Source organism: Thioalkalivibrio sp. ALE21, assembly GCF_003208255.1.
GTDB classification, from domain to species: Bacteria; Pseudomonadota; Gammaproteobacteria; order Ectothiorhodospirales; family Ectothiorhodospiraceae; genus Thioalkalivibrio; species Thioalkalivibrio halophilus.
The window spans coordinates 74,708-96,614 of record NZ_QKMA01000001.1; the positions used below are offsets into that span (position 1 = coordinate 74,708).

Genomic DNA, 21,907 nt, shown 5'->3' on the forward strand with positions numbered 1-21,907 from the left:
TCCCTGAATTGTAGGCCGTAAACCGTCCGCCACTGAAATCCGCGGCGCTCAGAACAGCGCCCCCTCTTCCGGTCCCTCCTCGGAATCGGGCGCCGGTGCGCGTTCGGGGCGCTCCAGCGGGGTGCCGGGCTCGGCCTCGCGGATGCGGCGGGCGCCGTCCCAGCGCCAGCGGGAGACGAACACCGCGTCCACATCGTCGCGCCGTACCAGCTGCGCGATGGCGAGCCCCGGCACCTCCGGGTAGCAGCCCCATTCGCGTTCGGAGGTCATCAGGGCGTCGAGGTCGAACTGCGCCAGCAGGCCCATGCTCTTGGCGCGGGCGTCGTCGTCCACGCCGGCGAAGACCTCGTCGAGCATGATCAGCCGCGGCGCCGCCGGATGGGCACTGCCGTAGTGGCTGGCAGCGGCGGCGAACAACGGCAGGGTGATGACCAGGGCCCGTTCACCCCCGGATGCGGGCCCGTAGGCCGGACGCCAGCGGCCGCTCTGCCAGCGCTCCACGGTGAAGCGGTGCCAGTAGCGGTAGTCGAGCCCCCGCTCCAGGATCTCCGGCAGCGCCGCGCCTTCGTACTCCCGGCGCGCCTCCCGGATGCACAACTGGATGAAGTCCCCCACTGCCTGGCGATCCGACGGGGTCCAGGCGTCCATGCTCTGGCGCAGCAGGCGGTCACGGGTGGCCTCCAGACCCGCCGGGATGTTCAATCCGCCGGCGGTCTCTCCCTCGGCCAGCGGCTGCCAGGCGATGCGCAGACGCATGCCGGTGCTGGTGGGCCGCTGGGCGAGCTCTTCGTTCATCTGCCGCACCTGCCGCTCGGTGGCCGCCAGCCGGTGCTGGAGGTGACTGGCGACCTCGTCGATCAGGTAGTTCTCCACCAGCTCCCGTTCCCGGGCGGTGAGCAGTTCGCGGCGGCGCTCCAGCTCCCGGTCGAGCTCCGCGGCCAGTTCGTCGGGCCCGTGGTGGCGGGACTGGAAGGTGACGCGCACCAGCAGCAGATCATCCTGCTGTTCGATCTGCGCGTCGTGGCCGGGCTGTCGCCCCAGGGCGGTCTGCAGGGCGGTGAAGTGCTCGTGGAGCCCCTTCTGGTGGCGCTGCCAGGCGGCGTCGCCGGCGTCGACATCGGCCAGGGCCTGTTCGAGTCGCCGGGCACGCTGGACCGTTGGCTCCGGGGCCCACGAGGCGTCGTCGTCCACGGTGAGTTCGCCGTCGGTGGCCACCGGCATCAGGCCGGCCTCGGCGAACCGGCGCAGCCGCTGGACGGCGTGCTCGCGACGCTGGTCCAGCTCCTCGAGCCGCTGTTCGGCGTTGGCGATATCGCTCTCCAGCGCACCGATCCGCTTGCTGAGCTCCGTGCGCTCCTGCTGCAGGCGCTCGCGCCGCTCGGCCAGCTCCTGCAGGGTGGCGTCCACCTCGTGGAGCTGTCGTTCCAGCGCCGCCACCTCGGCCCCGATGCTCTCGCAGAGGGTGTCACGGTGGGTCTCGGCGTCCCGCGCCTGGCGCTCGGCCTCATCGCGCTCCCGGGTCGCCACGCGCAGCGCCTCATCGGCGCGCTGTGCCTCTTCCTCTGCCCGGCGCAGCCGTTCGGTCTCACGCCCGTGCACGCGCAGGGCGTCGCGCAGCCCGCGGCAGGCGTCGGCATACTCCGACAGGGCCTGGCCCACGGCCCGGAGCTGGCCCTCGGCGGTGGGCAGGTGCAGTTCGGCGGCCCGTTCATCGCGTTCCTGGCGCGCCTGCTCCGCCTCCCGACGGCGAGCCTCGAGGGTCTGGCGGGCCTGTTCGGTTCGTTCGGTCTGGGCCTCCACGGCACGCAACGCCGCGGCCTCGGCCGCGTGGGCATCCCGCAGCGGGGTGTCGGCGGGGCGGCGAGCCCACTCCTGGTCAAGCCGGTCGCTGCGTTCCGTGATCCCGGCCAGTGCTGCGTCGATCTCCTCCCGGGTGGCGCCCAGTTCGGTGAGTTCGGCGTCGATCTCCTCCAGGCGTGCCCGTCGAGCGGCCTCGCGGGCGGTGTGGCCGATGTAGCGCGCGCACTCCTTGTCCCAGTCCCCCCGGGCGGGCCCGAGCTGCCAGCGTCCGTCGACGGCGACCCAGGCAGGCCCCGGCGCGGCGGCCTCTGCGGGCTCTCCCGCGCCGATGCGGGCCAGCAGCGCCGCCACCCGCTCGGGGCTTACCGGCGGGGCGCCGTCGGGCCGCCGGACGTCCGGGACCAGCCAGCGATCCACTGCCACGGCCGGCTCGGGGGCCTCGGTGGTCAGCAGGGTGTCCCGGACCCCCGCGTCCATTGCTGTGCCCTCCGGCAGGATCCATGCGTCCAGCAGCCCGGCGGCCTCCAGTGCCGCCTCCAGCCCGGCCCGCTCCGCCTCGGGCACCTCGTCCCGGAAATCGACGAGTTGCCATAGCGGCGCCCCGGGGCGCTCCGCCCGCTGTTCGTCGGATCGGGTGTGCGGTGCCGGCGGGGCCAGCTCCTCGCCGGTGGTCAGGCGGGCCCGCTCGGCCTCCAGCGCCTCGATGGATCGGTCCACCTGCTGGCGCTGGTGTTCGCGCTCGCTGCGGGCGCCGGCCAGTTCGGCGGTCAGGGCCTGCCGGCGGGCCTCCAGGGTGTTCTCCGCCGGGTTGCGGTCATCCACCCGGGCCACCCAGTCGGCCAGCTCCGCCAGCACCTGTTCGGCGTCGTCCGGGCGTAGTTCGGTGAGCTCGGCGAGGTACGACCGCCACGCCCCCTGCAATGTCTCGCCGGCCTCCTCGGTGGCCTGGCGGGCAGCCTGGTGGGCCTGCTCGACGCGATCCTGCTCGTCGCTGTGGTGCTGCCAGTCCCCCTGGGCGCGGGCCAGCCGGCGCTCCGCTTCCGCCACGGCGTGGTGGTGCTCCTCGAGCAGGGCCACGGCCTCCTGGCGTCGGCGGAGGATCTCCAGCAGCCGCTCGCGCACCCGCTCCGGGGGCTCCGCCGGGGCCTCCCCGTCGGACGCCCCCTCGGCGGTGAGCCCGAGGCGCTGGATCTGCTCACGATGGGCGGAGACAACCCCGGCGCCCTCGGCGCAGGTCTCCAGACGCGTCAGCACCTCCTCCAGCTCGGTGCGGGCCTGCTCGGCCAGCTGCCGCTGTTCGTCGCGCCGCTGTTCGGTCTCCCGGAGCCGGCTCTCGCTCTCCCGGTGGCGTTCGGCCTGTTGATCGGCGTAGCGTCGCTGCTGCCCGGCGGCCTGCTCGGCGTTGTGCAAGGACTCCGCCGAGCGCATGGCGGGGCTGTCCCGCAGGGTGCGCCGGCGCTGCTCGGCCGCGTCCACCTCGGTGCGCAGGGTGCGCTCGCGCTCGCCGGCATCCGCCTCGCGCTCCCGGGTCTGCTCCAGCTCCTCGCGGGCACGGCCCAGCTGCGCCCGGACGTCTTCGTACTCGCTGTGCGCCGCCCGGACCGCGGCGCTCCGGCGGCGGCCGGCTACGGCGGCGTAGCGGCGGTAGTGCTGCAGAAACTCGGCGACGGCGTCCCGCGCCTGTTCCAGCGCGTCGGCTTCGTCGACCATCGCGTCGAGGCTGCGGTAGGCGTCGGCCACGTCGTTGATCACCCCCTGGTCCAGGGGCGGCAGCGCCTCGGTGAGCGCCCGGGAGAGCCTGGACTCATCGGGCGTCTTGGACAGTTGTGGCTGACGGAGCTGCAGCAGCAGGTCGAGGAGGGCCTCGTAGCGCTCGGCCCCGAGCTGGAAGAACTGCTCGTCCACGGCCCGGCGGTAGGCCTGGGCCTGATCGTAGAGGACGCCGGAATCGTCCAGTGCCTGGGCGAGCCGGTCACGCCCCAGGGTGCGGCCGTCCTCCACCAGGAAGAGCGACTCTCCGGGGCGCTGCGGCGTGATGAAGAACCAGGAGCGTACCCCGCGTTGCGCCACCGCCTTGAGGCCGCAGCCGATGGTCCGGTACTCCGGCCCCGCCTCGCCCATCCGGCCGAACTCGAGCCAGGTGTACCCCTGGCGCTCGCCGGCCTGGCCGAGCAGCAGGTTCCACTCCATGCGCTTGCTCGGATCGCCGTCGGGCTCCACGCGCGCCGGGCTCATCTGGCCATCCAGCAGGAAGGGCAGTGTCAGAGCCATGACCTTGGACTTGCCGGTGCCGTTATTGCCACGCAGCAGCAGGCGGCCGTCGTGGAAACGGAACTCCTCGTGGTCGTAGTGGAACAGGTCGACCAGGCCCAGGCGCAGAGGCTGCCAGCGCTCCCCGGTGGGCTCCGGCAGGTCGCCGGCGGGTCCGGTCGCGGGCGTCGCGCTCATGCGTCGGCCTCCCCGGGCACCAGTTCGGCCTGGGCGCCCTCCGGCGTGCGCGGCTCGTCCACCGCGAAGCGCGCCAGGGCCGGCCTGGCCGATACCCGCCCCTGGTCGTCGATCCGGATCAGGCGCAGACCGCGCAGCTGCTCCACCGCCTGCCGGGCCAGGGGCCGCTCGGAACCGGGTTCCAGGGCGTTGCGCCGCCAGTAGCCGCGATACGACTCACGCCATTCGGCGACACGTTCCGCCAGGTGTTCCAGGGTCACCGGGACCTCCCCCAGGCCGGCCAGATAGGCGGCGATCAGCAGGGTGGCGTGCCCCTCGGTACCCTCGCTGGGGATCTGCCGGTCGGTGAGCGACTGCTGCGGATCGACCATGGCGATCCCCTCGGCGCGGACCTCCGCCACCAGGCCGGTGGCCTCCTGGATCCGCCGGGTGATGGCGCCACGCTGGCCGGCCAGGTACTGGCGCGCCGCATCGTCGAGATCGTCCCAGTAGACCACCGGATCGTCCAGCAGCCGTGCCGTCAGATCCTGACGCAGGGCGCGGTTGCGCGCCTCGTGGTTGTCCGGGACGAAGGGCTCGACGATGGCGCGCAGGCGCGCCTCGAAGTCACCGGGGTCACCGTCGAGCACCACCAGGGACGGCCCCCGCAGGGTCACGAGCAGGGCGGCCAGGACGCGGCGATGGATGTCGTAGAGGACGTCGCCGTCCCGCCCCCGGCGGACGAAATCGTCCTCGTTGCCGGCCACCCGGGACAGCACCCCCAGCTCCAGCAGCAGCCGCACCGTCGCCACCAGGTCGCGGCGCTCGTCGCGACCCTCCAGGCCGAAGTCCAGCCCGGCCGTCTCCAGCGCCGGGTCGGCGGCCTCCTGGATCAGCGCCTCGCCCAGCCGCCCGAGGGTCACCTGGTTGTCTCCCCGCTCCAGGTTGGCCAGCGCCAGGCAGAGCAACGCATAGCGCCGCCGATGGAAGGGCGCGCGCTGGGCGCCGCTGCCGGTAGTGGCCGGCCGGGTGGGGTCGCCGAAATCCGCCGGGCGCTTGTGGAGCCGGGCAAACTCCGACTCCACCTGGAGCTGCCAGCCGGTGTTGGCGGCGAGCCAGTCGCGGAGCTCGGTCTGATGGCGGCGGACCAGCACGAAGGCCGGATGCCGGGCGTCCATCAGCGGATTCAGCAGCAGTGCCCGCAGGGCGCGCTGGCGCTCGTCGGCGCGGTTGCGCTCCAGAACATCGGTGAGTGTGGCGTCGTCGGCCATCAGGGCGCGGACTCCAGCTCGGTGATGCGGATGCGGTAGTCGGGGCCACTGAGGGTGCCGCCCGGCGTGTGCAGTACCGCGTGCGTCTCCGCGCCCAGGGGCTCCATCTCGATGCCCAGGGTGCCGTCGCCGCTGACTGCGGCAATGGGTTGGTCAGGGGCATCGGCGGCCGCCAGCGCATCTCCCAGGAGCTGCAGAAAGAGGCCGAAGGCATCGTGGTCCAGATGGCCCATCTCCGACAGACGCAGCATCTCTCCGGTGGCGAGCCTGGCGCGGGCCGCCCGTGCCTCGGCGGACTCGGCGGAGAGCTGGCGCGCCAGCCAGGCCTTCTCCTGGTCACGGCGGCGCATGCGGGGCGGGGCGCCCCGTTTCTGGTACTGCCCGGTAGCACGCAGACGGGCGCTGATGCGCAGCGGCGGCGCCTCGGACCACGACACGCTGGCCGCAACCCGGCGTTCCTGCCAGTGGGCCAGGGTATCGGCATCGACGCCCAGATGGCGGGCTGGCGTCAGCCCGAAGGCCGCCCGCCACAGGCGGTGGGCGTGATCGTCGTCGGGGCACTCCAGGAACCAGCGGGCCAGGGTGCGGAAATCGGCGGAGCGGTCGCTGCGGCCCAGTCGGCGCTCGTTGAGCCGCTGGATGGCCTCCAGCATCTGCGAGATGGAGCGCCGAGCCTGCGCCCGCAGCAGGCTGGCCTGGGCGCGGCGCTCGGGCTGGTCCAGGAACCACGCCTTCAGCCCTTCCCAGTGGCCTTCCCAGTGCGCCAGGGCACGATCGCGCTCGCTGCGCCGGGCGATCTCGGGGTCGCCACCGCCCGCCAGCTCCGGGGCAATGTCCTCACTGTCGCGCTCGGCGGCCAGGCGCAGCAGCGCCGCGATGGGCCGCTCGCCGCCGGCGTTGTCGTCGAGCCGGCGGATGGCGCCGGCGATCTCCGCCGAGGCGGTGACCAGGTCACCGATGAAGCGCTCGATGTAGTCGATCAGCCGCTCCTTGTAGGCGACCAGGCCCTGCTGATCGTCGCCGCGCAGCTCCAGCGTGCGCGACAGTCCGTTCATGAAGGCCCGGGCGTTCTCCGCCAGATCGCTGAAGACGGCGGTGAGGTCGCGCAGCAACAGATGGGCCTCGTTGGCGTCGGGCACATCCTGGTCGGCCAGCTCCTCCAGCGAGCGCAGCCGCAGGCGCACATCGTCCAGGGCCACCGTCTGCAGCGCGCCGCGCCGGCCCAGTTCGCGGTCGAAGAGCCGCAGCGCGGCCTCGGCGGCCTCGCCGGCGCGGGTGAGCTGGTAGAGATAGCGGGCCCGGTAGAACTCCTCGACACTGGTCACCCGTGAGGTATCGGGATCGGCCTCCAGGTTGCCCCACTGGACCAGCTGGCCCAGGGCACTCTGGACCTCCTCCAGGGCGTCCAGTCCGGCGCGTTGCTGAACGTCCTCCGGGCGGAGATGGACTGTGAAGTGCTCCTTGGCCTCGACGAAGGCGGCCATGATCGCTCGGTAGAGCGGAGCCTTTTCGGCAACGAGGTAGTTGAAGGCGGAGTAGGCTCGTTCGGACATGGGTCGGGGCGCCTTGCTTCGCTTTCGGTGAATGCCCCCTAGGTTACCGCAACCCCGATGATGGTGTCGGGCGGGTCCGCCATCCGCACGAGGACACGCCCGGAGGTCTCGCGCGGCGGGAGCGGCAGTTGTCGCCACGGTGGCGCGCCGCTATCCTCGCCGCCATGAATCTGCACGAATTTCAGGCCAAGGCGGCGTTTCGCGACGCCGGGATCCCGGTGCCCGAGGGCCGGGTCGTCGATCATGCGGACGCCGCGCCGGAGGCCTGGCGCGAGCTGGGCGTCGAACGGGCGCTGGTGAAGGCGCAGGTGCACAGCGGCGGTCGCGGCAAGGCCGGCGGGGTGACCCTTGTCGACAGTGCCGAGGCCGCGCGGGATGCGGCGGCCGGCATGCTCGGCACGCGTCTGGTGACTGACCAGAACGCGCCCGAGGGGCAGCCGGTGGAGCGGGTGCTGCTGGAACCGGCGGCCGACATCGCGCGCGAGTTCTACTTCGCCCTGCTGGTCGACCGTTCTCGCGAGTGCCTGACCTTCGTGGTCTCCGCCGAGGGCGGCATGGACATCGAGACCCTGGCCGCCGAGCGCCCGGAGGCGATCCTGACCCTGCCGGTGCACCCGGCGACCGGGATCATGCCGTTCCACGGCCGGCGCATCGCCGCGGCCCTGGGGCTGGAGGGCGCGGCAGCGAAGGCGGTGGCCCAGCTGGCGACCAACACCCATGCACTGTTCTCCCGCACGGATGCCCAGCTGCTGGAGATCAACCCGCTGGTGCAGACCGGGGACGGCGAGCTGCTGGCGCTGGATGCCAAGCTGAGCCTGGACGACTCCGCCGCCTACCGGCAGGCGGCGCTGGTCGAGCTGCGCGATCCGAACCAGCGCGACCCCTCCGAGGAGCGCGCCCGCGAGCACGACCTCAACTACATCCCGCTGGACGGCTCCATCGGCTGCATGGTCAACGGCGCCGGTCTGGCGATGGCGACCATGGACCTGATCCAGCACCACGGCGGCGAACCGGCGAACTTCCTCGACGTGGGCGGCGGAACCACCGTGGAGCGGGTGACCGCCGCCTTCAAGCTGATCCTGTCCGACGACTCGGTGCAGGCGGTGCTGGTGAACATCTTCGGCGGCATCGTGCGCTGCGACCTGATCGCCGAGGGCATCATCGCCGCGATCCGCGAGGTGCAGGTGGACGTGCCGGTAGTGGTGCGTCTGGAGGGCACCAACGCCGAGCAGGGCCGGGAGGCCCTGGCGAATTCCGGCCTGGACGTGATCCCGGCCGCCGATCTGGACGCGGCCGCGCGCGCCGTGGTGGAGGCCGCCGCATGAGTATCCTCGTTGACCGCGACACCCGGGTGGTCTGCCAGGGCTTCACCGGCAAGCAGGGCAGCTTCCACTCCGAGCAGGCCATCGCCTACGGCACCCGCCTGGTGGGCGGGGTGACCCCGGGCAAGGGCGGGCAGAGCCATCTCGATCGCCCGGTGTTCGACACCGTGGCCGATGCGGTGGCGGCCACCGGCGCCACGGTCAGCATGATCTACGTGCCGGCACCGTTCGCCGCCGATGCCATCTGCGAGGCGGCCGATGCCGGGATCGAACTGGCGGTGTGCATCACCGAGGGCATCCCGGTGCAGGACATGGTGCGGGTCAAGCAGATGCTGGCCGACACCGGCACCCGCCTGATCGGCCCCAACTGCCCGGGGATCATCACCCCGGAGGCCTGCAAGGTGGGGATCATGCCCGGCTACATCCACAGCCGCGGACGCATCGGCATCATCTCGCGCTCGGGCACGCTGACCTACGAGGCCGTGCACCAGACCACCGCGCTGGGGCTGGGGCAGAGTACCTGCGTTGGCATCGGCGGCGATCCCATCCAGGGGCTGGATTTCGTCGACTGCCTGCGGATGTTCCGCGAGGACCCCGAGACCGACGGCGTGCTGATGGTCGGCGAGATCGGAGGCGACGCCGAGGAACGCGCGGCGCGCTACATCCGTGAGGAATTCGACAAGCCGGTGGCCGCCTACATCGCCGGGGCCACGGCCCCGCCGGGACGGCGCATGGGCCACGCCGGGGCGATCATCGCCGGCGGGCAGGGGACCGCCGCGCAGAAGATGGACGCCCTGCGCGGTGCCGGTGCCGTGGTGGCGGAGAGCCCGGCCGAGCTGGGTCAGGCCATGCAGCAGGCCCTGGGCGTCTCCGGTCGCTGATCCCCGCACTTCGAACATGACTGCCCAAGCGCCACGCATCGCCCTGGCCCAGTTCAACCCCGTGGTCGGGGCGCTGGAGACGAATGCCCGGCGCATGCGCGAATTCGTCGAGCAGGCACGCGCCGAAGGCGCCCACCTGGTGATGTTCCCCGAGCTGGCACTGACCGGCTATCCGCCCGAGGACCTGCTGCTGCGGCCCGCGTTCCTGGATGCGGTGGACGCGGCGCTGGAGCGCCTGGCGGAGGCCAGTATCGGCATTGACCTGCTGGTGGGCGCGCCACGGCGCGACGGAGAAGGGCTGGCCAACGCCGCAGTGTGGCTGCGCAACGGCGTGATCCACGCGACGTACGCCAAGCACATCCTGCCCAACTACTCGGTGTTCGACGAGGTGCGCTATTTCCACGCCGGCCACGAGCCCTGCGTGGTTCAGCTGGGCGACTGGCGCCTGGGTGTCACGGTCTGCGAGGACATCTGGCAGCCGGCCCCGGCGGCGCATGCCCGCATCGCCGGGGCCGACGTGCTGCTCAACCTCAATGCCTCGCCGTTCCATCGCGGCAAGCCGGCGGAGCGTTCCGCGGTGGTGGCCGCGCGGGTCGCCGAGACCGGGTGCCCGGTGCTCTACGTGAATCAGGTGGGCGGCCAGGACGAACTGGTGTTCGACGGCCGCAGTTTTCTGCATCCCGGCCCCGGGGGCACGCCGCAGGCCCTGCTGGATCCCTGGGAGGAGGGACTGGCGCTGGTCGAGCTGGAGGCCGGTGACGCCGGACGGCCCCGGCCCGTAGTCGTGGCCCCCGAGGCGGCCGCGCCGCTGCCGCCCGCGCCGGCGGCGGTATCCGAGGCCGACAGCTCCGCGCACGCCGCGGATGCGGAAGTCGCGGATCTCTACGCCGCGCTGGTCACCGGCATCCGCGACTACGTCGACAAGAACGGTTTTCCCGGCGTGATCCTGGGTCTGTCCGGCGGCATCGACTCCGGGCTGACGGCGGCCCTGGCCACCGATGCCCTGGGCCCGGAGCGGGTCACCGCGGTGATGATGCCCTATCGCTATACCGCCTCGATGTCGGTCGAGGATGCCCGCGCCCAGGCCGAACACCTGGGGCTGGATTACCACGAGGTGGCGATCGAGCCGATGGTCCAGGCGTTTCTCGGGGGGCTGGAAACCGCGCTGTCGTCGGTTCCGCCGACGCCCGGCGATGTCACCGAGGAAAACCTGCAGTCCCGCTCGCGCGGGGTAGTCCTGATGGGGCTTTCCAACCGCACCGGCCGCATGCTGCTGGCCACCGGCAACAAGAGCGAGCTGGCGGTCGGCTATGCCACGCTGTACGGCGACATGAACGGCGGCTTCGCTCCGCTGAAGGATGTCTCCAAGCAGTGGGTCTGGCGCCTGGCGCGCTGGCGCAATACCTGCGGCGAGGTGATCCCGCCACGGGTGATCGAGCGTCCGCCCAGCGCCGAGCTGGCGCCGGGGCAGGCCGATTCCGATTCCCTGCCGCCGTACCCGGTGCTGGATGCGATCCTGGAGGCCTTCGTGGAAGAGGAGGCCTCGGTGGCGGACATCGTGGCGCGCGGTTTCGAGCGCGAGACCGTGGAGCGGGTCGCGCGCATGGTGCTGCGGGCCGAGTACAAGCGCCGTCAGGGCGCCCCCGGGGTGCGGGTCAGTCCGCGCGCCTTCGGCCGCGATCGCCGCTATCCCATCACCTCCGGCTACCGCCCGGAATGAGGCCGGTGGTCTGGTACACTCAACCGCACACGATTCGCCCGCGGACGCGGGCGCAGACCGGGGGATTCGCATGAAGAAGATCGAGGCGATCATCAAGCCGTTCAAGCTGGAAGACGTCCGCGAGGCCCTGACCGAGATGGGCATCGCCGGGATGACCGCCACCGAGGTCCAGGGCTTCGGCCGGCAGAAGGGCCACACCGAGCTCTATCGCGGGGCCGAGTACGTGGTCGACTTCCTGCCCAAGGTGAAGCTGGAGCTGGTGGTGGACGATGACCGCGTGGATGCCTGCATCGACGCGATCGTGAAGGCGTCGCGCACCGGGAAGATCGGGGACGGCAAGATCTTTGTCTCCGACATGGATCGCGTGGTGCGCATCCGCACCGGCGAGGAGGGCAGCGAAGCCCTCTGACGGGCCGTCTGTCGCGGGGCGCCGCCGTTCAGTTGAAGAACGGCAGGCGCTCGAAGGCGCGCCACAGGCCGCCACGTTCCACTTCCACCGACAGGTGCTCGCCGCCACGCACCGCCACCGCGGCCTCGGCATCGTTCAGTTCCAGCACGCTGAGGGTCGCGTCGGCGTGGTCATCCAGACCCAGCTCGCGATAGGAGTGGTACAGCACCGACAGCGCCTGCGGCATCACGTCGGCGTTGGGGTAGGTCGCCAGCACGTGGCGCGCGCGCTCGGCGGCAGCCACCCAGGCGGTACGCTCCATGTAGAATTCGGCAATGCGCAGCTCGTTCGCGGCCAGGGTGTTGATGATGAACACCATGCGTGGATGCGCATCGGCACTGTACGGGCTGTCCGGGAAGGTGCGGATCAGCCGGTCGAAGTCCTCGTAGGCGTCCATCAGCGGGCCTTGGTCCATCTCGGTGGGATCCATCGGGAACACGTTGCTGAGGAAGCCCTGGTCGCGGTTGAAGTTGATCAGGCCGCGCAGGTAGTAGGCGTAATCGAGGTTCGGATGACGCGGGTTGAGCTGCTCGAAGCGGTCCACCGCGGCGAGCGCGGGTTCCGGTTCGCCGGCCTTGTAATACGCGTAGGGGATCTCGATCTGCGCCTGCTGGGCAAAGCGTCCGAACGGATAGCGGGCCTCCAGCAGCTCGTAGTATTCCACGGCCTGGCTGTAGTTGCCGCTGTCCAGAGCGGATTTGGCCTCGCTGTAGAGCTGGCTGGCCGACCAGCCGGCCGTGGGATCGGCGCGCCAGCTTTCGCAGCCGGCCATGAGCAGGGCCACAATCAGGATGACGAACACGCGTGGCAGGGTGGAAGCTGGGAGCACGGAAACCTCGTTGCGAACCGTTGTGCGCGGATGAAATCCGGATTCTACACCATTGACGAACATTGACGCGGCCTGCCTCCGGAGGGTGAGGGCATGAGCGAACCACGCCGGGCAACCCTGCCCGAAGAAGAGGCCGGGCAGCGCCTGGATGCGGCCCTGGCGCGCGCGTTTCCCGAGTATTCGCGCAGCCAGCTGGTGCAGTGGCTGAAGGCCGGTGACCTGCGCGTGGACGGAGCGCAGCCGCGGCCGCGCACGCCGGTGCGCGGTGGCGAGGCGGTGGAACTGATTCCGCCGGAGACCCCGTCGCTGGAGGATGCCCCGGAAGCCATCGAGCTGGACATCCTGTACGAGGATGCCGACGTGCTGGTGATCGACAAGCCCGCGGGACTGGTGGTGCACCCGGCCGCCGGTCACCGTCAGGGAACCCTGGTCAACGCGCTGCTGCACCACGCGCCCGAGGTCGGCGTACTGCCGCGCGCCGGGGTCGTGCACCGGCTGGACAAGGACACCACCGGCCTGATGGTGGTCGCGCGCAACGCGCAGGCGCAGACCGCCCTGGTGCGTCAGCTGCAGGAACGCAGCGTGCACCGCGAATACCGTGCGCTGGTCCACGGCCGGGTGATCGCCGGCGGCACGGTGGACGCGCCCGTGGGCCGCCATCCGGTGGACCGCAAGCGCATGGCGGTGAACCCTGCGGGCAAGCTCGCGACCACGCATTATCGGGTCGCCGAGCGTTTCCGCGGCCACACCCTGTTGAACGCGCGCCTGGAGACCGGGCGTACGCACCAGATCCGCGTGCACATGGCGCATCTGCGTCACCCGCTGGTGGGGGACCCGGTGTACGGCGGCCGGCCACGACCGGTGCGCGGGATGGACGAGTCGGCGCGCGAGGCGGTGAACGGATTCCGGCGTCAGGCGCTGCACGCGGCGCGCCTGGAATTCCGTCATCCCGCCACGGGCGAGCCGCAGGCCTTCGAGGCGCCGCTGCCCGCGGACTTCGCCTCGCTGCTGGAGGTATTGCGCGCGGATGCCGCCCACGCGGAGGCGCAGGCATGAACGCCGCTGACGCGCTGCCGGACGAGGCCCTGATCACGCCCGACTGGCCCGCTGCCCCCGCAGTCGGGGCCCTGCAGACCACCCGCGCCGGCGGGATCAGCGAGGGCGTGTGGGCCAGTCTGAATCTCGCGCTGCATACCGGGGACGATCCGCAGCGAGTGGCCGGGAACCGGCGCCGTCTGGCGCAGGCGGTGGCCGCGCGGGGCGTGCCGGGCGCCGAGCTGCACTGGCCGGCACAGGTGCATGGCACGCGAGTGGTGCGCGCGGAAGAACTGGCCGCCGCCGACGCGCCGGTGGAGGCCGATGCGGTGATGACCACCCGGCCGGGCCGGGTCTGCGCGGTGCAGACGGCGGATTGTCTGCCGGTGCTGTTCGCCGGTACCGGCGGGGAGGCGGTGGCGGCGGCGCATGCCGGCTGGCGCGGGCTGGTGGACGGGGTCCTGGAGGCCACGCTGGCGGCGCTGCGCGAGGCCCGTCCGCAGGCGGCCTGGCACGCCTGGCTGGGGCCGGCGATTGGCCCCGACGCCTTCGAGGTGGGCACGGAGGTGCGCGAGCGGTTCCTGGCGGTGCAGCCGGAGATGGCCGGGGCCTTTCGCCCGGCCGCGCGGGACGGTCACTGGCTGGCGGATCTGGCGGCGCTGGCGCGCGATCGGCTGCAGGGCGCGGGCGTGGCCGTGCACGGGGGCGGCGAATGCACCTTCAGCGCCCCCGACCGGTTCTTCTCCTATCGCCGCGACGGCACGACCGGGCGTCAGGCCAGTCTGCTCTGGATCCGCCCGGAGGCCGGAGCCTAGGAACCGGTCGTCGGGTCCTTGGGCTCCCCGGCGGTTCCGTCTTTCGAGGCGGGGGTGCCCGCGGGCCTTGCGGCCGGGTCCACCGGTGCACGGGTGAGCGCCTTCACCGGGATGGCGGGTGGTTCGGCGAGCCGGCCGGCGGCCCGCTCGTCCAGGCGTGTCCGCGCCCATGCGACGTGCTCGCGCACCAGCGGTGACGGGTGTTCGGCGCGCGCGGCCAGGGCCTCGCGCGCCGCGTCGGTGGCCGGTCCGTTGCCGAGGGCCACGGCGAGGTTGCGCAGCCATTGTTCGTGGCCGATGCGGCGGATCGCCATGCCGGTGGTGTGTTCGAGGAAGCTCGCCTCGTCCCAGCCGAACAGCTCGACCAGCGAGGCGCTGTCGAGGCCATGGCGGGCGATGAAGTCCGGTTCGGCCGCGACCTCGGCGAAGCGGTTCCAGGGGCAGACCAGCTGGCAGTCGTCACAGCCGTAGATGCGGTTGCCGATCAGCGGCCGCAGGTCTTCCGGGATCGAGCCTTTCAGCTCGATGGTGAGATAGGAGATGCAGCGCCGGGCGTCGAGGTCGTGCGGGCCGCGGAAGGCCTGCGTGGGGCACACGTCCAGGCAGGCGCGGCAGCTCCCGCAGTGGTCCTCGGCCGGGCCGGGATCGAGCGGCAGCGGCAGATCGGTGAACAGTTCGCCGAGGAAGAACCACGAGCCGGTACCGCGGGCCAGCAGGTTGGTGTGCTTGCCGATCCAGCCGAGCCCCGCCTGCTGGGCCAGGGCCTTCTCCAGCACCGGCGCGCTGTCGGTGAAGGCGCGGTAGCCGTGCGGTGCCTCGGCCTCGATCCGGCGGCCGAGTTCGGTCAGTCGCTTGCGCAGCAGCTTGTGGTAGTCGCGGCCCAGGGCGTAGCGCGAGACATAGGCGCCCTCGGGATCCGCCAGCTGGGCGGCCGGACGCCGGGTGCGTGGCGGGAAGTAATCCATGCGCACGCTGATGATGCGCTGCACCCCGGGAACCAGGGCGTCGGGGTCGTGGCGCAGCGCCGCGCGGTCGGCCATCCATTGCATGTCGCCATGCGAGCCACGCTCCAGCCAGGCGTCCAGGTGCCGGCGATCGGCCTCGGGGACCCGCGCGGGGCCGATGCGCAGTTCCGCGAAGCCGAGTTCGCGCCCCCACTGGCGGATGCGATCGGCGAGTTCGGCGCATTGGCGCGGGTCGGGATGGTCAGGCACGATCGACAGGCCAGCAAGGAGAGGAACGGACATGAATGATGCCCCCGCACACCCGTCCCCGGCCAGCCCCGCGCCCGGCGAGCGGTTGTTCGACACCGCGCGCATGCGCGAGCTGGATGCCACCGCCATGGCCCTGCCCGGGATGGCGCCGGGCGAGTTGATGGACCGGGCCGGTGCGGCGCTGCTCGAGCATCTGCAGGAATGCTGGCCGGGGGTGTCCCGGGTCGGGGTGCTCTGCGGGCCCGGCAACAACGGTGGCGACGGTTTCGTGCTGGCCCGCCGCGCGCGGGCGGCCGGGCTGGAGGTGGTGCTGCATGCGGGGTCTTCGCGGGCGCGGGAGGAGTCGGACGGGAAGCGGGCCCGGCGTCTGTGGGAGGAGAGCGGGGGCGAAATCCACCCGCTGGAGACGTTCGATCCCGCCACTGCGGATGTGTGGGTGGACGCGCTGTTCGGTATCGGTCTGCAGCGTCCGCTGACCGATGTCTACGGCGAGGTGATCGAGCGGCTGAACCGTGCGGACCGGGCGGTGCTGGCGGCCGATGCGCCCTCGGGGGTCGATACCGACAATGGCGCGCTGCGCGGGCAGGCGGCGCGGGCGACACGCACCCTGACATTCATTGCCGACAAGCCGGGGCTGCATACGGGGGCTGCGGTGGACTGCGCGGGCACGGTCTGCGTGGCCACACTCGACCTCCCGCATTCGTTGGCGCAGAGCTTCGCACCGGCGGCGTGGCGCATTGGTCCCGGGCACTGGCGGGCGGGTCTGCCGCGGCGGCGGCCCGGGGCCCACAAGGGGGATGCGGGCCACGTGATGATCGTCGGCGGGGCTCCCGGGTTCGCCGGGGCGGGGCGGCTGGCGGCAACCGCGGCGCTGCGTGCCGGGGCCGGGCGCGTGACCCTGCTGACGCATCCCGAACACGCGGCCTTCGTGTGCAATGACCGCCCCGAGATCATGGTGCGCGGGGTGAGCGAAGGCCCGGAGCTGCTGCGCTGGCTGGAGCGGGCGGACGCGGTGGCCATCGGGCCCGGTCTGGATCAGGGGCCGTGGGGGCGTGAGCTGTGGCTGGCGGCGGCCGATTCCGGCCGCCCGGTGGTGGTGGACGCCGATGCCCTCAACCTGCTGGCGCAGACCCCGCGGCGCAGCGACGACTGGGTCCTGACGCCGCATCCCGGCGAGGCCGGGCGTCTGCTGAACCTGGATGCCGCGGCGGTGGAGGCCGACCGACCGGGGCGACTGCGGGAGCTGGTCGTACGGTTTGGCGGCACCGTGCTCCTCAAGGGGGCGGGGACGCTGATCGCCGACACCGATGACGGACCGTACCACTGTGTCACCGACGGCCATCCGGGGATGGCCACCCCCGGCTGTGGCGATGCGCTCACCGGCGTGATCGCGGCGTTGCGCGGACAGGGCCTGGACGCGCGGGGCGCCGCGCGTATCGGGGCGGGCTGGCATGCGGCGGCCGGGCGCGTCGCGGCGCGGCGCCTGGGGGGCACCGTCGGCATGCTGGCGGGGGATCTGATCGCGGCCCTGCCGGCCGCCGCGGGGGGCGACGATGGTTTTTGACCGGGCGGCCTTCGACGGAGCCCCGGTGGAACTGCCGGATGCGGCCGCCACCGAGGCGGCCGGTGCCGCGCTGGCGGCGGTGCCGGGGCTGCGCACGGTCTATCTGGAGGGCGACCTGGGCGCCGGGAAGACCACCTGGGTTCGCGGTCTGCTGCGGGCCCTGGGGCACGCGGGGACGGTGCGCAGTCCGACCTACACTCTGGTCGAGCCGTACGAGCTGGACTCCCGGAAAGTACTGCATTTCGATCTCTACCGTCTGGCGGATCCGGAGGAACTGGAGTACCTCGGCGTGCGCGAGGCGCACGGGGCCGGGGTGCTGTGGCTGGTCGAGTGGCCGGAGCGCGGTTGCGGCTGGTTGCCGGAGCCGGACCTGCGCATGCACCTCGAGGCACATCCGGACGGGCCGGAGTTCGGACGCCGGCTGTGGCTGGAAGGGCCGGCCGCCGAGGCCGCTCGCGCCGCGCTGGCAGCGGCGCCGGGACAGGAATAGATCTGGGAGTGGCCGGTTTTGCCGAATACCACATGTAGTGGGTAATGGTTCGCGGGGTCGCGCGGGGAATGACGCGGAAGGTTGTGAGGGCACACGCAGAAACCTTGGTATCTTCCTAAAAATTCGCGACATTCCGGGTTGCTTTTTTAGAGGATCTGTCCACAATAAGAGTGGAGTCCCTGACCAGCCGGGGTGTGTGCGTGGGCCATCACCGTTCCGACATCGATCCGAATCGCCGCCAGATCCTGCGCGCCCTGGGTGCACTGGGTCTGGCGACGCTGCCCCTGCCGGCGGCGGCCGGGGCGCGCGTCGAGCGCCTGCGCATGTCCGTGGACGGAGAAACCACGCGTCTGGTCTTCGACATGGAGGGCGAGGCCGAGTACGAGGTGTTTCGCCTGCAGTCGCCGGAACGGCTGGTGGTGGATCTGACGAACGCCAGCACCGATGCCAGCCTGGAGGTCAATGATCACCCGCGTTCGGTGATCGACGGCGTGCGCCACGCGCCGCGCAACGGTTCCGATCTGCGCGTGGTCCTGGATCTGCGCGAGGCCGTGAGCCCGCGCAGCTTCCAGCTGATGCCGGCTCAGGGCGCCCCGCACCGGCTGGTGCTGGACCTGACGCGCAGCGGCTCGGCGGGCACGCGGGTGGAAGCGGGGGAGGAGCGCGAACCGCGTCGCGGTCGCTCGCAGGAGGATCTGCGCGACGTGATCGTGGCCATCGATGCCGGCCACGGCGGGCATGATCCCGGCGCCATCGGGCCCAACGGCACGCGCGAGAAGGACGTGGCGCTGGAAGTGTCGCAGCGGCTGGCGGACCTGGTCGAGGATGAATGGGGCATGGAGGCGGTGATGATCCGCACCGGCGACTATTTCCTGCCCCTGCGCGAGCGCGTCAAGCGCGCCCGGGAGGCGGAGGCCGACGTGTTCATGTCGATCCACGCGGATGCCTTCCCGGACCCCAGCGTGAACGGGTCCTCGGTGTACATGCTGTCGGAGGGCGGGGCATCCAGCGAGGCCGCACGCTTCCTTGCCGAGCGCGAGAATCAGGCCGACATGCGCCTGGGCGGGGTGCCGATGAACGGCCGTGATGATTCCCTGAGCAACGTGCTGCTGGATCTGGCCCAGAGCGGCAGCCTCGAGGCCAGTTCCACCCTGGCCGAGCGGATGATCGACGAGCTGGACCGGGTGGGCAAGGTGCGTCGGCCGAAGGTCGAGCGGGCCAATTTCGCCGTGCTGCGTTCGCCGGATGTGCCGTCCATCCTGGTCGAGTCCGGCTTCATTTCCAATCCGCAGGACGAACGTCGCCTGCGCAGCTCCAGCTACCAGCAGTCGCTGGCCGAGGCCCTGCTGACCGGCCTGCGGGCGTACTTCTCCACCCATGCGCGTCCGGGTACGCTGATCGCGGATGGCGGGGGCATGGAGCAGCACATCATCCGCCCCGGCGAGACCCTGTCAGGGATCGCGGATCGATACAGCGTTTCCCTGTCCGATCTGCGCGCGGTCAATGGCGTCAACGGCGACACCATCTATACCGGTCAGGTCCTGGAAGTCCCCTCCCGCGGCAGCTGATTTCCGGTCCGAATCCGGGATTCGGCGAGCACGCACGTGCACATTCGCCGGTGTTTCCTTACCCTGCGCTCCAGTGCTTTCCCGGGACGTGACGTGGGCATCCAGAAACTCTCCAATCAGCTGATCAGCCAGATCGCCGCCGGCGAGGTCATCGAGCGCCCGGCCTCGGTGGTCAAGGAGCTGGTCGAAAACGCGCTGGATGCCGGGGCCTCGCGCATCGAGGTGCGTCTGGAGCAGGGCGGGACTCGCCTGATCCGGGTGACCGACGACGGCTGTGGCATCGCGCGGGAAGAACTGCCGCTGGCGCTGTCGCGCCATGCCACCAGCAAGATCCGCAGCATGGATGACCTGGAGGCCCTGCACAGCCTGGGTTTCCGCGGCGAGGCGCTGCCGTCGGTGTCCTCGGTGGCGCGCCTGACCCTGACCTCGGCGGTGCCCGGCGAGCGCAACGCCTGGCAGCTTTCCGGGGACGGTTCCGATGTCTTCGGCGAGGTGATGCCGGCGTCGCATCCGCCGGGCACGACGGTCGAGGTGCGCGATCTGTTCTTCAACGTGCCGGCGCGGCGGCGCTTCGTGCGTACCGAGCGCACCGAATACGGCCATTGCGAATCCGTGCTGCGCACCCTGGCGGCGGCGCATCCCGAGGTAGCCTTCGTGCTGCGGCACAACGACCGGGTGACCCTGGATCTGCCGGGGGCGCCCGGCGATCCGGCTGCGCGTGTGCGGGCCCTGCTGGGCGAGGCGTTTCTGGCGGATGCGCTCCCGGTGGACGAGCAGCGTTCCGGGCTGGTGCTGTCCGGCTGGCTGGGCTCCCCGGCGCGTTCCCGGGCCCAGGCCGACCAGCAGTATTTCTTCGTCAACGGCCGTGCGATCCGCGACCGGGTCCTGACCGCGGCCGTGCGCAAGGCCTATCAGGATGTGCTCTACCACGGGCGCCATCCGATGTTCGTGCTCGAGCTGGAGCTGGATCCGGCGCAGGTGGACGTGAACGCGCATCCGACCAAGCAGGAGGTGCGCTTCCGCGAGTCGCGGATGGTCCACGATTTCATCTTCCACGCCCTGCACGCGGCGCTGGGGCGGGCGAAGGCCGGTCACGCCGGTGACGTGGCGGGGGGCGGGGCCGGGCCGGCCGTGCCCGACTCCGGTCCTGCCGCCGGCAAGGGTCCCGGGCCGCATCCGGATGCCGGGCCGCGGCCGGGCCTGCTGGACGGTTCGCCCGGCGGTGCACCGGGCCGTGTCGGGGGCGGGTCCGGGGGGGCGGGTGGCGGACGCGCGGACCCCGGGCGCGGTGACGGCTTTGCCGCGGCCTGGGCTGCGTTCCGGCCGCCGGAATCGTCGTCCGCTGCCGGTGTCGGTGAACGTGCCGCGCCGGGTTATGCCGCCGAGGGCGCGGGGCGCACGGACAGCACGGAAAACAACGCTGAGATGCCCCCGCTGGGGTTCGCGATCGGGCAGGTCGCGGATACCTTCGTGCTCGCGGAGAACGCCCGCGGGCTGGTGCTGGTGGACATGCATGCCGCACACGAGCGCATCACCTATGAGCGGCTCAAGCGCGAATGGGAGCGTGAACGCGTGACCGCCCAGCCGCTGCTGGTGCCGGAGGAGGTGGAAGTTACCCCGACGGAGGCCGACCGTGCCGAGGAGCAGGCGGATACGCTGGCCGGGCTGGGCTTCGAAGTGGACCGCTGCGGGCCCGAACGTCTGCGGTTGCGTGCGGTGCCGGCGCTGCTGCGGGGCCGCGATGCACCGGCGCTCTTGCGCGACGTGCTGGGGGATCTGGCCGAAAGCGGCCACAGCCAGCGCACCGAGGCGGCGGCCAACGAGGTGCTGAGCACCATGGCCTGCCATGGGTCGGTGCGGTCGGGGCGCCGGCTGACCGTGCCCGAGATGAACCAGCTGCTGCGCGACATGGAGGCCACCGAGCGCAGCGGCCAGTGCAACCATGGCCGGCCGACCTGGGTGGAGCTGGATCACGCTGCCCTCGACGGGCTGTTCATGCGCGGGCGCTGATGGACGTCCCGCAACCGCCGGTGGTGCTGCTCGCCGGGCCCACTGCCACCGGCAAGACCGGGCTGGCGCTGGAACTCGCGCAGCGGCTGGACGCCGAGATCGTGACCGCGGATTCGGCGCAGGTGTACCGCGGCATGGACATCGGTACCGCCAAACCGGATGCGGACGAGCGGGCGCGGGTGCCGCATCACCTGCTGGACATCCGGGATCCGGAGGAGACCTATAACGCGGCGGCCTTCGCCGCGGATGCCCGTGCCTGCATCCGCGCGATCCATGCGCGCGGGCGCGTGGCCCTGCTGGCGGGCGGGACCCTGCTGTACCTGCGGGCGCTGCTGGAGGGGATCGACCCCATGCCGCCGGTGCCGGAAGCGGTGCGCGCCGCGGTGCGCGCCCGGCTGGAGACGGAAGGCGCCCGGGCCCTGCATGAGGCCCTGGAGGCGGTGGACCCGGCGGCCGCCGGGCGCATCCATCCCAACGATCCGCAGCGCATCCTGCGGGCGCTGGAGGTATTCGAGGCCACGGGGCGGCCGTTGTCGAGCTTCCAGCAGGGGGGCGAGGCGCGGCTGCCGGCGGGCTGGTGCGCGCTGGCATTGTGGCCGGAAGATCGGGAACGTCTGCGTGCGCGGATTGCCGAACGCTTCGATGCCATGCTGGAGGCGGGGTTCGTGGAGGAGCTGCGGGCCCTGCGCGCGCGCCCCGGGCTGACCGCGGAACACCCTTCGCAGCGGGCGGTGGGCTATCGCCAGGGTTGGGAGTGGCTGGACGGCGAGGTCGATTTCGCCACGTTCCGCAGCCGGGCGATCGCCGCGACGCGGCAGCTGGCCAAGCGCCAGCTGACCGGTCTGCGGCGCTTCCCGCTGCACGCGCGGTTGCCGGCGGAAACCGTCGATCCGGAGCAGGCCCTGGCGGCCCTGCGCGAGACAGCATCACGCTGACGATATGCTACTCTTTTTACAGGTT

Annotated in this window: 16 protein-coding genes; 11 read left to right on the top strand and 5 right to left on the bottom strand. The window is 71.9% G+C overall.

Going from position 1 to position 21,907, the window contains the following annotated elements:
• Positions 1 to 48: 48 nt before the first annotated feature.
• Genes D893_RS00335 through D893_RS00345 form a run of 3 tightly spaced genes read right to left on the bottom strand, consistent with a single transcriptional unit; the run spans position 49 to position 7,051 of the window.
• A complete protein-coding gene (locus D893_RS00335) occupies positions 49 to 4,248 on the bottom strand; it encodes a TIGR02680 family protein (protein WP_110618857.1) in 4,200 nt (1,399 codons plus the stop codon).
• Entirely contained in the window at positions 4,245 to 5,498 is a 1,254-nt protein-coding gene (locus D893_RS00340) for a TIGR02678 family protein (protein ID WP_110618859.1), read from the bottom strand. The genes D893_RS00335 and D893_RS00340 overlap by 4 nt, the downstream gene beginning before the upstream one ends.
• Positions 5,498 to 7,051, bottom strand: coding sequence for a TIGR02677 family protein (locus D893_RS00345; RefSeq protein ID WP_024328697.1), 1,554 nt, complete (start codon positions 7,049 to 7,051; stop codon positions 5,498 to 5,500). Before D893_RS00345 ends, D893_RS00340 begins: the two co-directional genes overlap by 1 nt.
• 164 nt (positions 7,052 to 7,215) lie before the next feature.
• Here D893_RS00345 and sucC point away from each other — a divergent pair, with 164 nt between their 5' ends.
• The 4 genes from sucC (at position 7,216) to D893_RS00365 (ending at position 11,383) form a co-directional block, all read left to right on the top strand.
• Positions 7,216 to 8,376: an ADP-forming succinate--CoA ligase subunit beta gene (sucC, locus tag D893_RS00350; RefSeq protein WP_018946827.1), complete on the top strand. Its 1,161-nt coding sequence runs from the start codon at positions 7,216 to 7,218 to the stop codon at positions 8,374 to 8,376.
• Complete coding sequence (sucD, locus tag D893_RS00355; protein ID WP_110618861.1) at positions 8,373 to 9,254, top strand: succinate--CoA ligase subunit alpha; 882 nt, start codon at positions 8,373 to 8,375, stop codon at positions 9,252 to 9,254. The genes sucC and sucD overlap by 4 nt, the downstream gene beginning before the upstream one ends.
• 16 nt (positions 9,255 to 9,270) lie before the next feature.
• Positions 9,271 to 10,974 (top strand): NAD+ synthase, encoded by a 1,704-nt coding sequence (locus tag D893_RS00360; RefSeq protein WP_110618862.1) that lies wholly within the window; start codon positions 9,271 to 9,273, stop codon positions 10,972 to 10,974.
• Positions 10,975 to 11,044: 70 nt separating this feature from the next.
• Positions 11,045 to 11,383: a P-II family nitrogen regulator gene (locus D893_RS00365; RefSeq protein WP_018870362.1), complete on the top strand. Its 339-nt coding sequence runs from the start codon at positions 11,045 to 11,047 to the stop codon at positions 11,381 to 11,383.
• A gap of 28 nt (positions 11,384 to 11,411) precedes the next feature.
• On the opposite strand, the gene D893_RS00370 is transcribed toward D893_RS00365, so the two are convergent.
• Positions 11,412 to 12,251 (bottom strand): outer membrane protein assembly factor BamD, encoded by an 840-nt coding sequence (locus tag D893_RS00370; protein ID WP_024328701.1) that lies wholly within the window; start codon positions 12,249 to 12,251, stop codon positions 11,412 to 11,414.
• 93 nt (positions 12,252 to 12,344) lie between these two features.
• Between D893_RS00370 and rluD the strand changes: the two genes are divergently transcribed.
• Both rluD and pgeF read left to right on the top strand, forming a co-directional pair.
• Positions 12,345 to 13,307, top strand: a complete 963-nt coding sequence (gene rluD, locus D893_RS00375; RefSeq protein ID WP_018946831.1) for a 23S rRNA pseudouridine(1911/1915/1917) synthase RluD — start codon at positions 12,345 to 12,347, stop codon at positions 13,305 to 13,307.
• A complete protein-coding gene (gene pgeF, locus D893_RS00380) occupies positions 13,304 to 14,101 on the top strand; it encodes a peptidoglycan editing factor PgeF (protein WP_110618864.1) in 798 nt (265 codons plus the stop codon). Before rluD ends, pgeF begins: the two co-directional genes overlap by 4 nt.
• Here pgeF and queG read toward each other — a convergent pair.
• The gene (gene queG, locus D893_RS00385) at positions 14,098 to 15,348 is read right to left on the bottom strand and encodes a tRNA epoxyqueuosine(34) reductase QueG (protein WP_110618866.1); all 1,251 of its coding nucleotides are present in this window, start codon (positions 15,346 to 15,348) and stop codon (positions 14,098 to 14,100) included. The two genes, pgeF and queG, sit on opposite strands and share 4 nt — an antisense overlap.
• Here queG and D893_RS00390 point away from each other — a divergent pair.
• From D893_RS00390 to miaA, 5 genes are all read left to right on the top strand, one after another.
• Positions 15,347 to 16,879, top strand: a complete 1,533-nt coding sequence (locus D893_RS00390) for an NAD(P)H-hydrate dehydratase (RefSeq protein ID WP_110618868.1) — start codon at positions 15,347 to 15,349, stop codon at positions 16,877 to 16,879. The two genes, queG and D893_RS00390, sit on opposite strands and share 2 nt — an antisense overlap.
• Positions 16,869 to 17,369 (top strand): tRNA (adenosine(37)-N6)-threonylcarbamoyltransferase complex ATPase subunit type 1 TsaE, encoded by a 501-nt coding sequence (gene tsaE, locus D893_RS00395; protein ID WP_168409919.1) that lies wholly within the window; start codon positions 16,869 to 16,871, stop codon positions 17,367 to 17,369. Before D893_RS00390 ends, tsaE begins: the two co-directional genes overlap by 11 nt.
• Before the next feature lie 194 nt (positions 17,370 to 17,563).
• Entirely contained in the window at positions 17,564 to 18,937 is a 1,374-nt protein-coding gene (locus D893_RS00400; RefSeq protein WP_051073631.1) for an N-acetylmuramoyl-L-alanine amidase, read from the top strand.
• 93 nt (positions 18,938 to 19,030) lie between these two features.
• Positions 19,031 to 20,947 (top strand): DNA mismatch repair endonuclease MutL, encoded by a 1,917-nt coding sequence (mutL, locus tag D893_RS00405; RefSeq protein ID WP_110618872.1) that lies wholly within the window; start codon positions 19,031 to 19,033, stop codon positions 20,945 to 20,947.
• Positions 20,947 to 21,882, top strand: a complete 936-nt coding sequence (gene miaA, locus D893_RS00410; RefSeq protein WP_077244506.1) for a tRNA (adenosine(37)-N6)-dimethylallyltransferase MiaA — start codon at positions 20,947 to 20,949, stop codon at positions 21,880 to 21,882. Before mutL ends, miaA begins: the two co-directional genes overlap by 1 nt.
• Positions 21,883 to 21,907 lie beyond the last annotated feature (25 nt).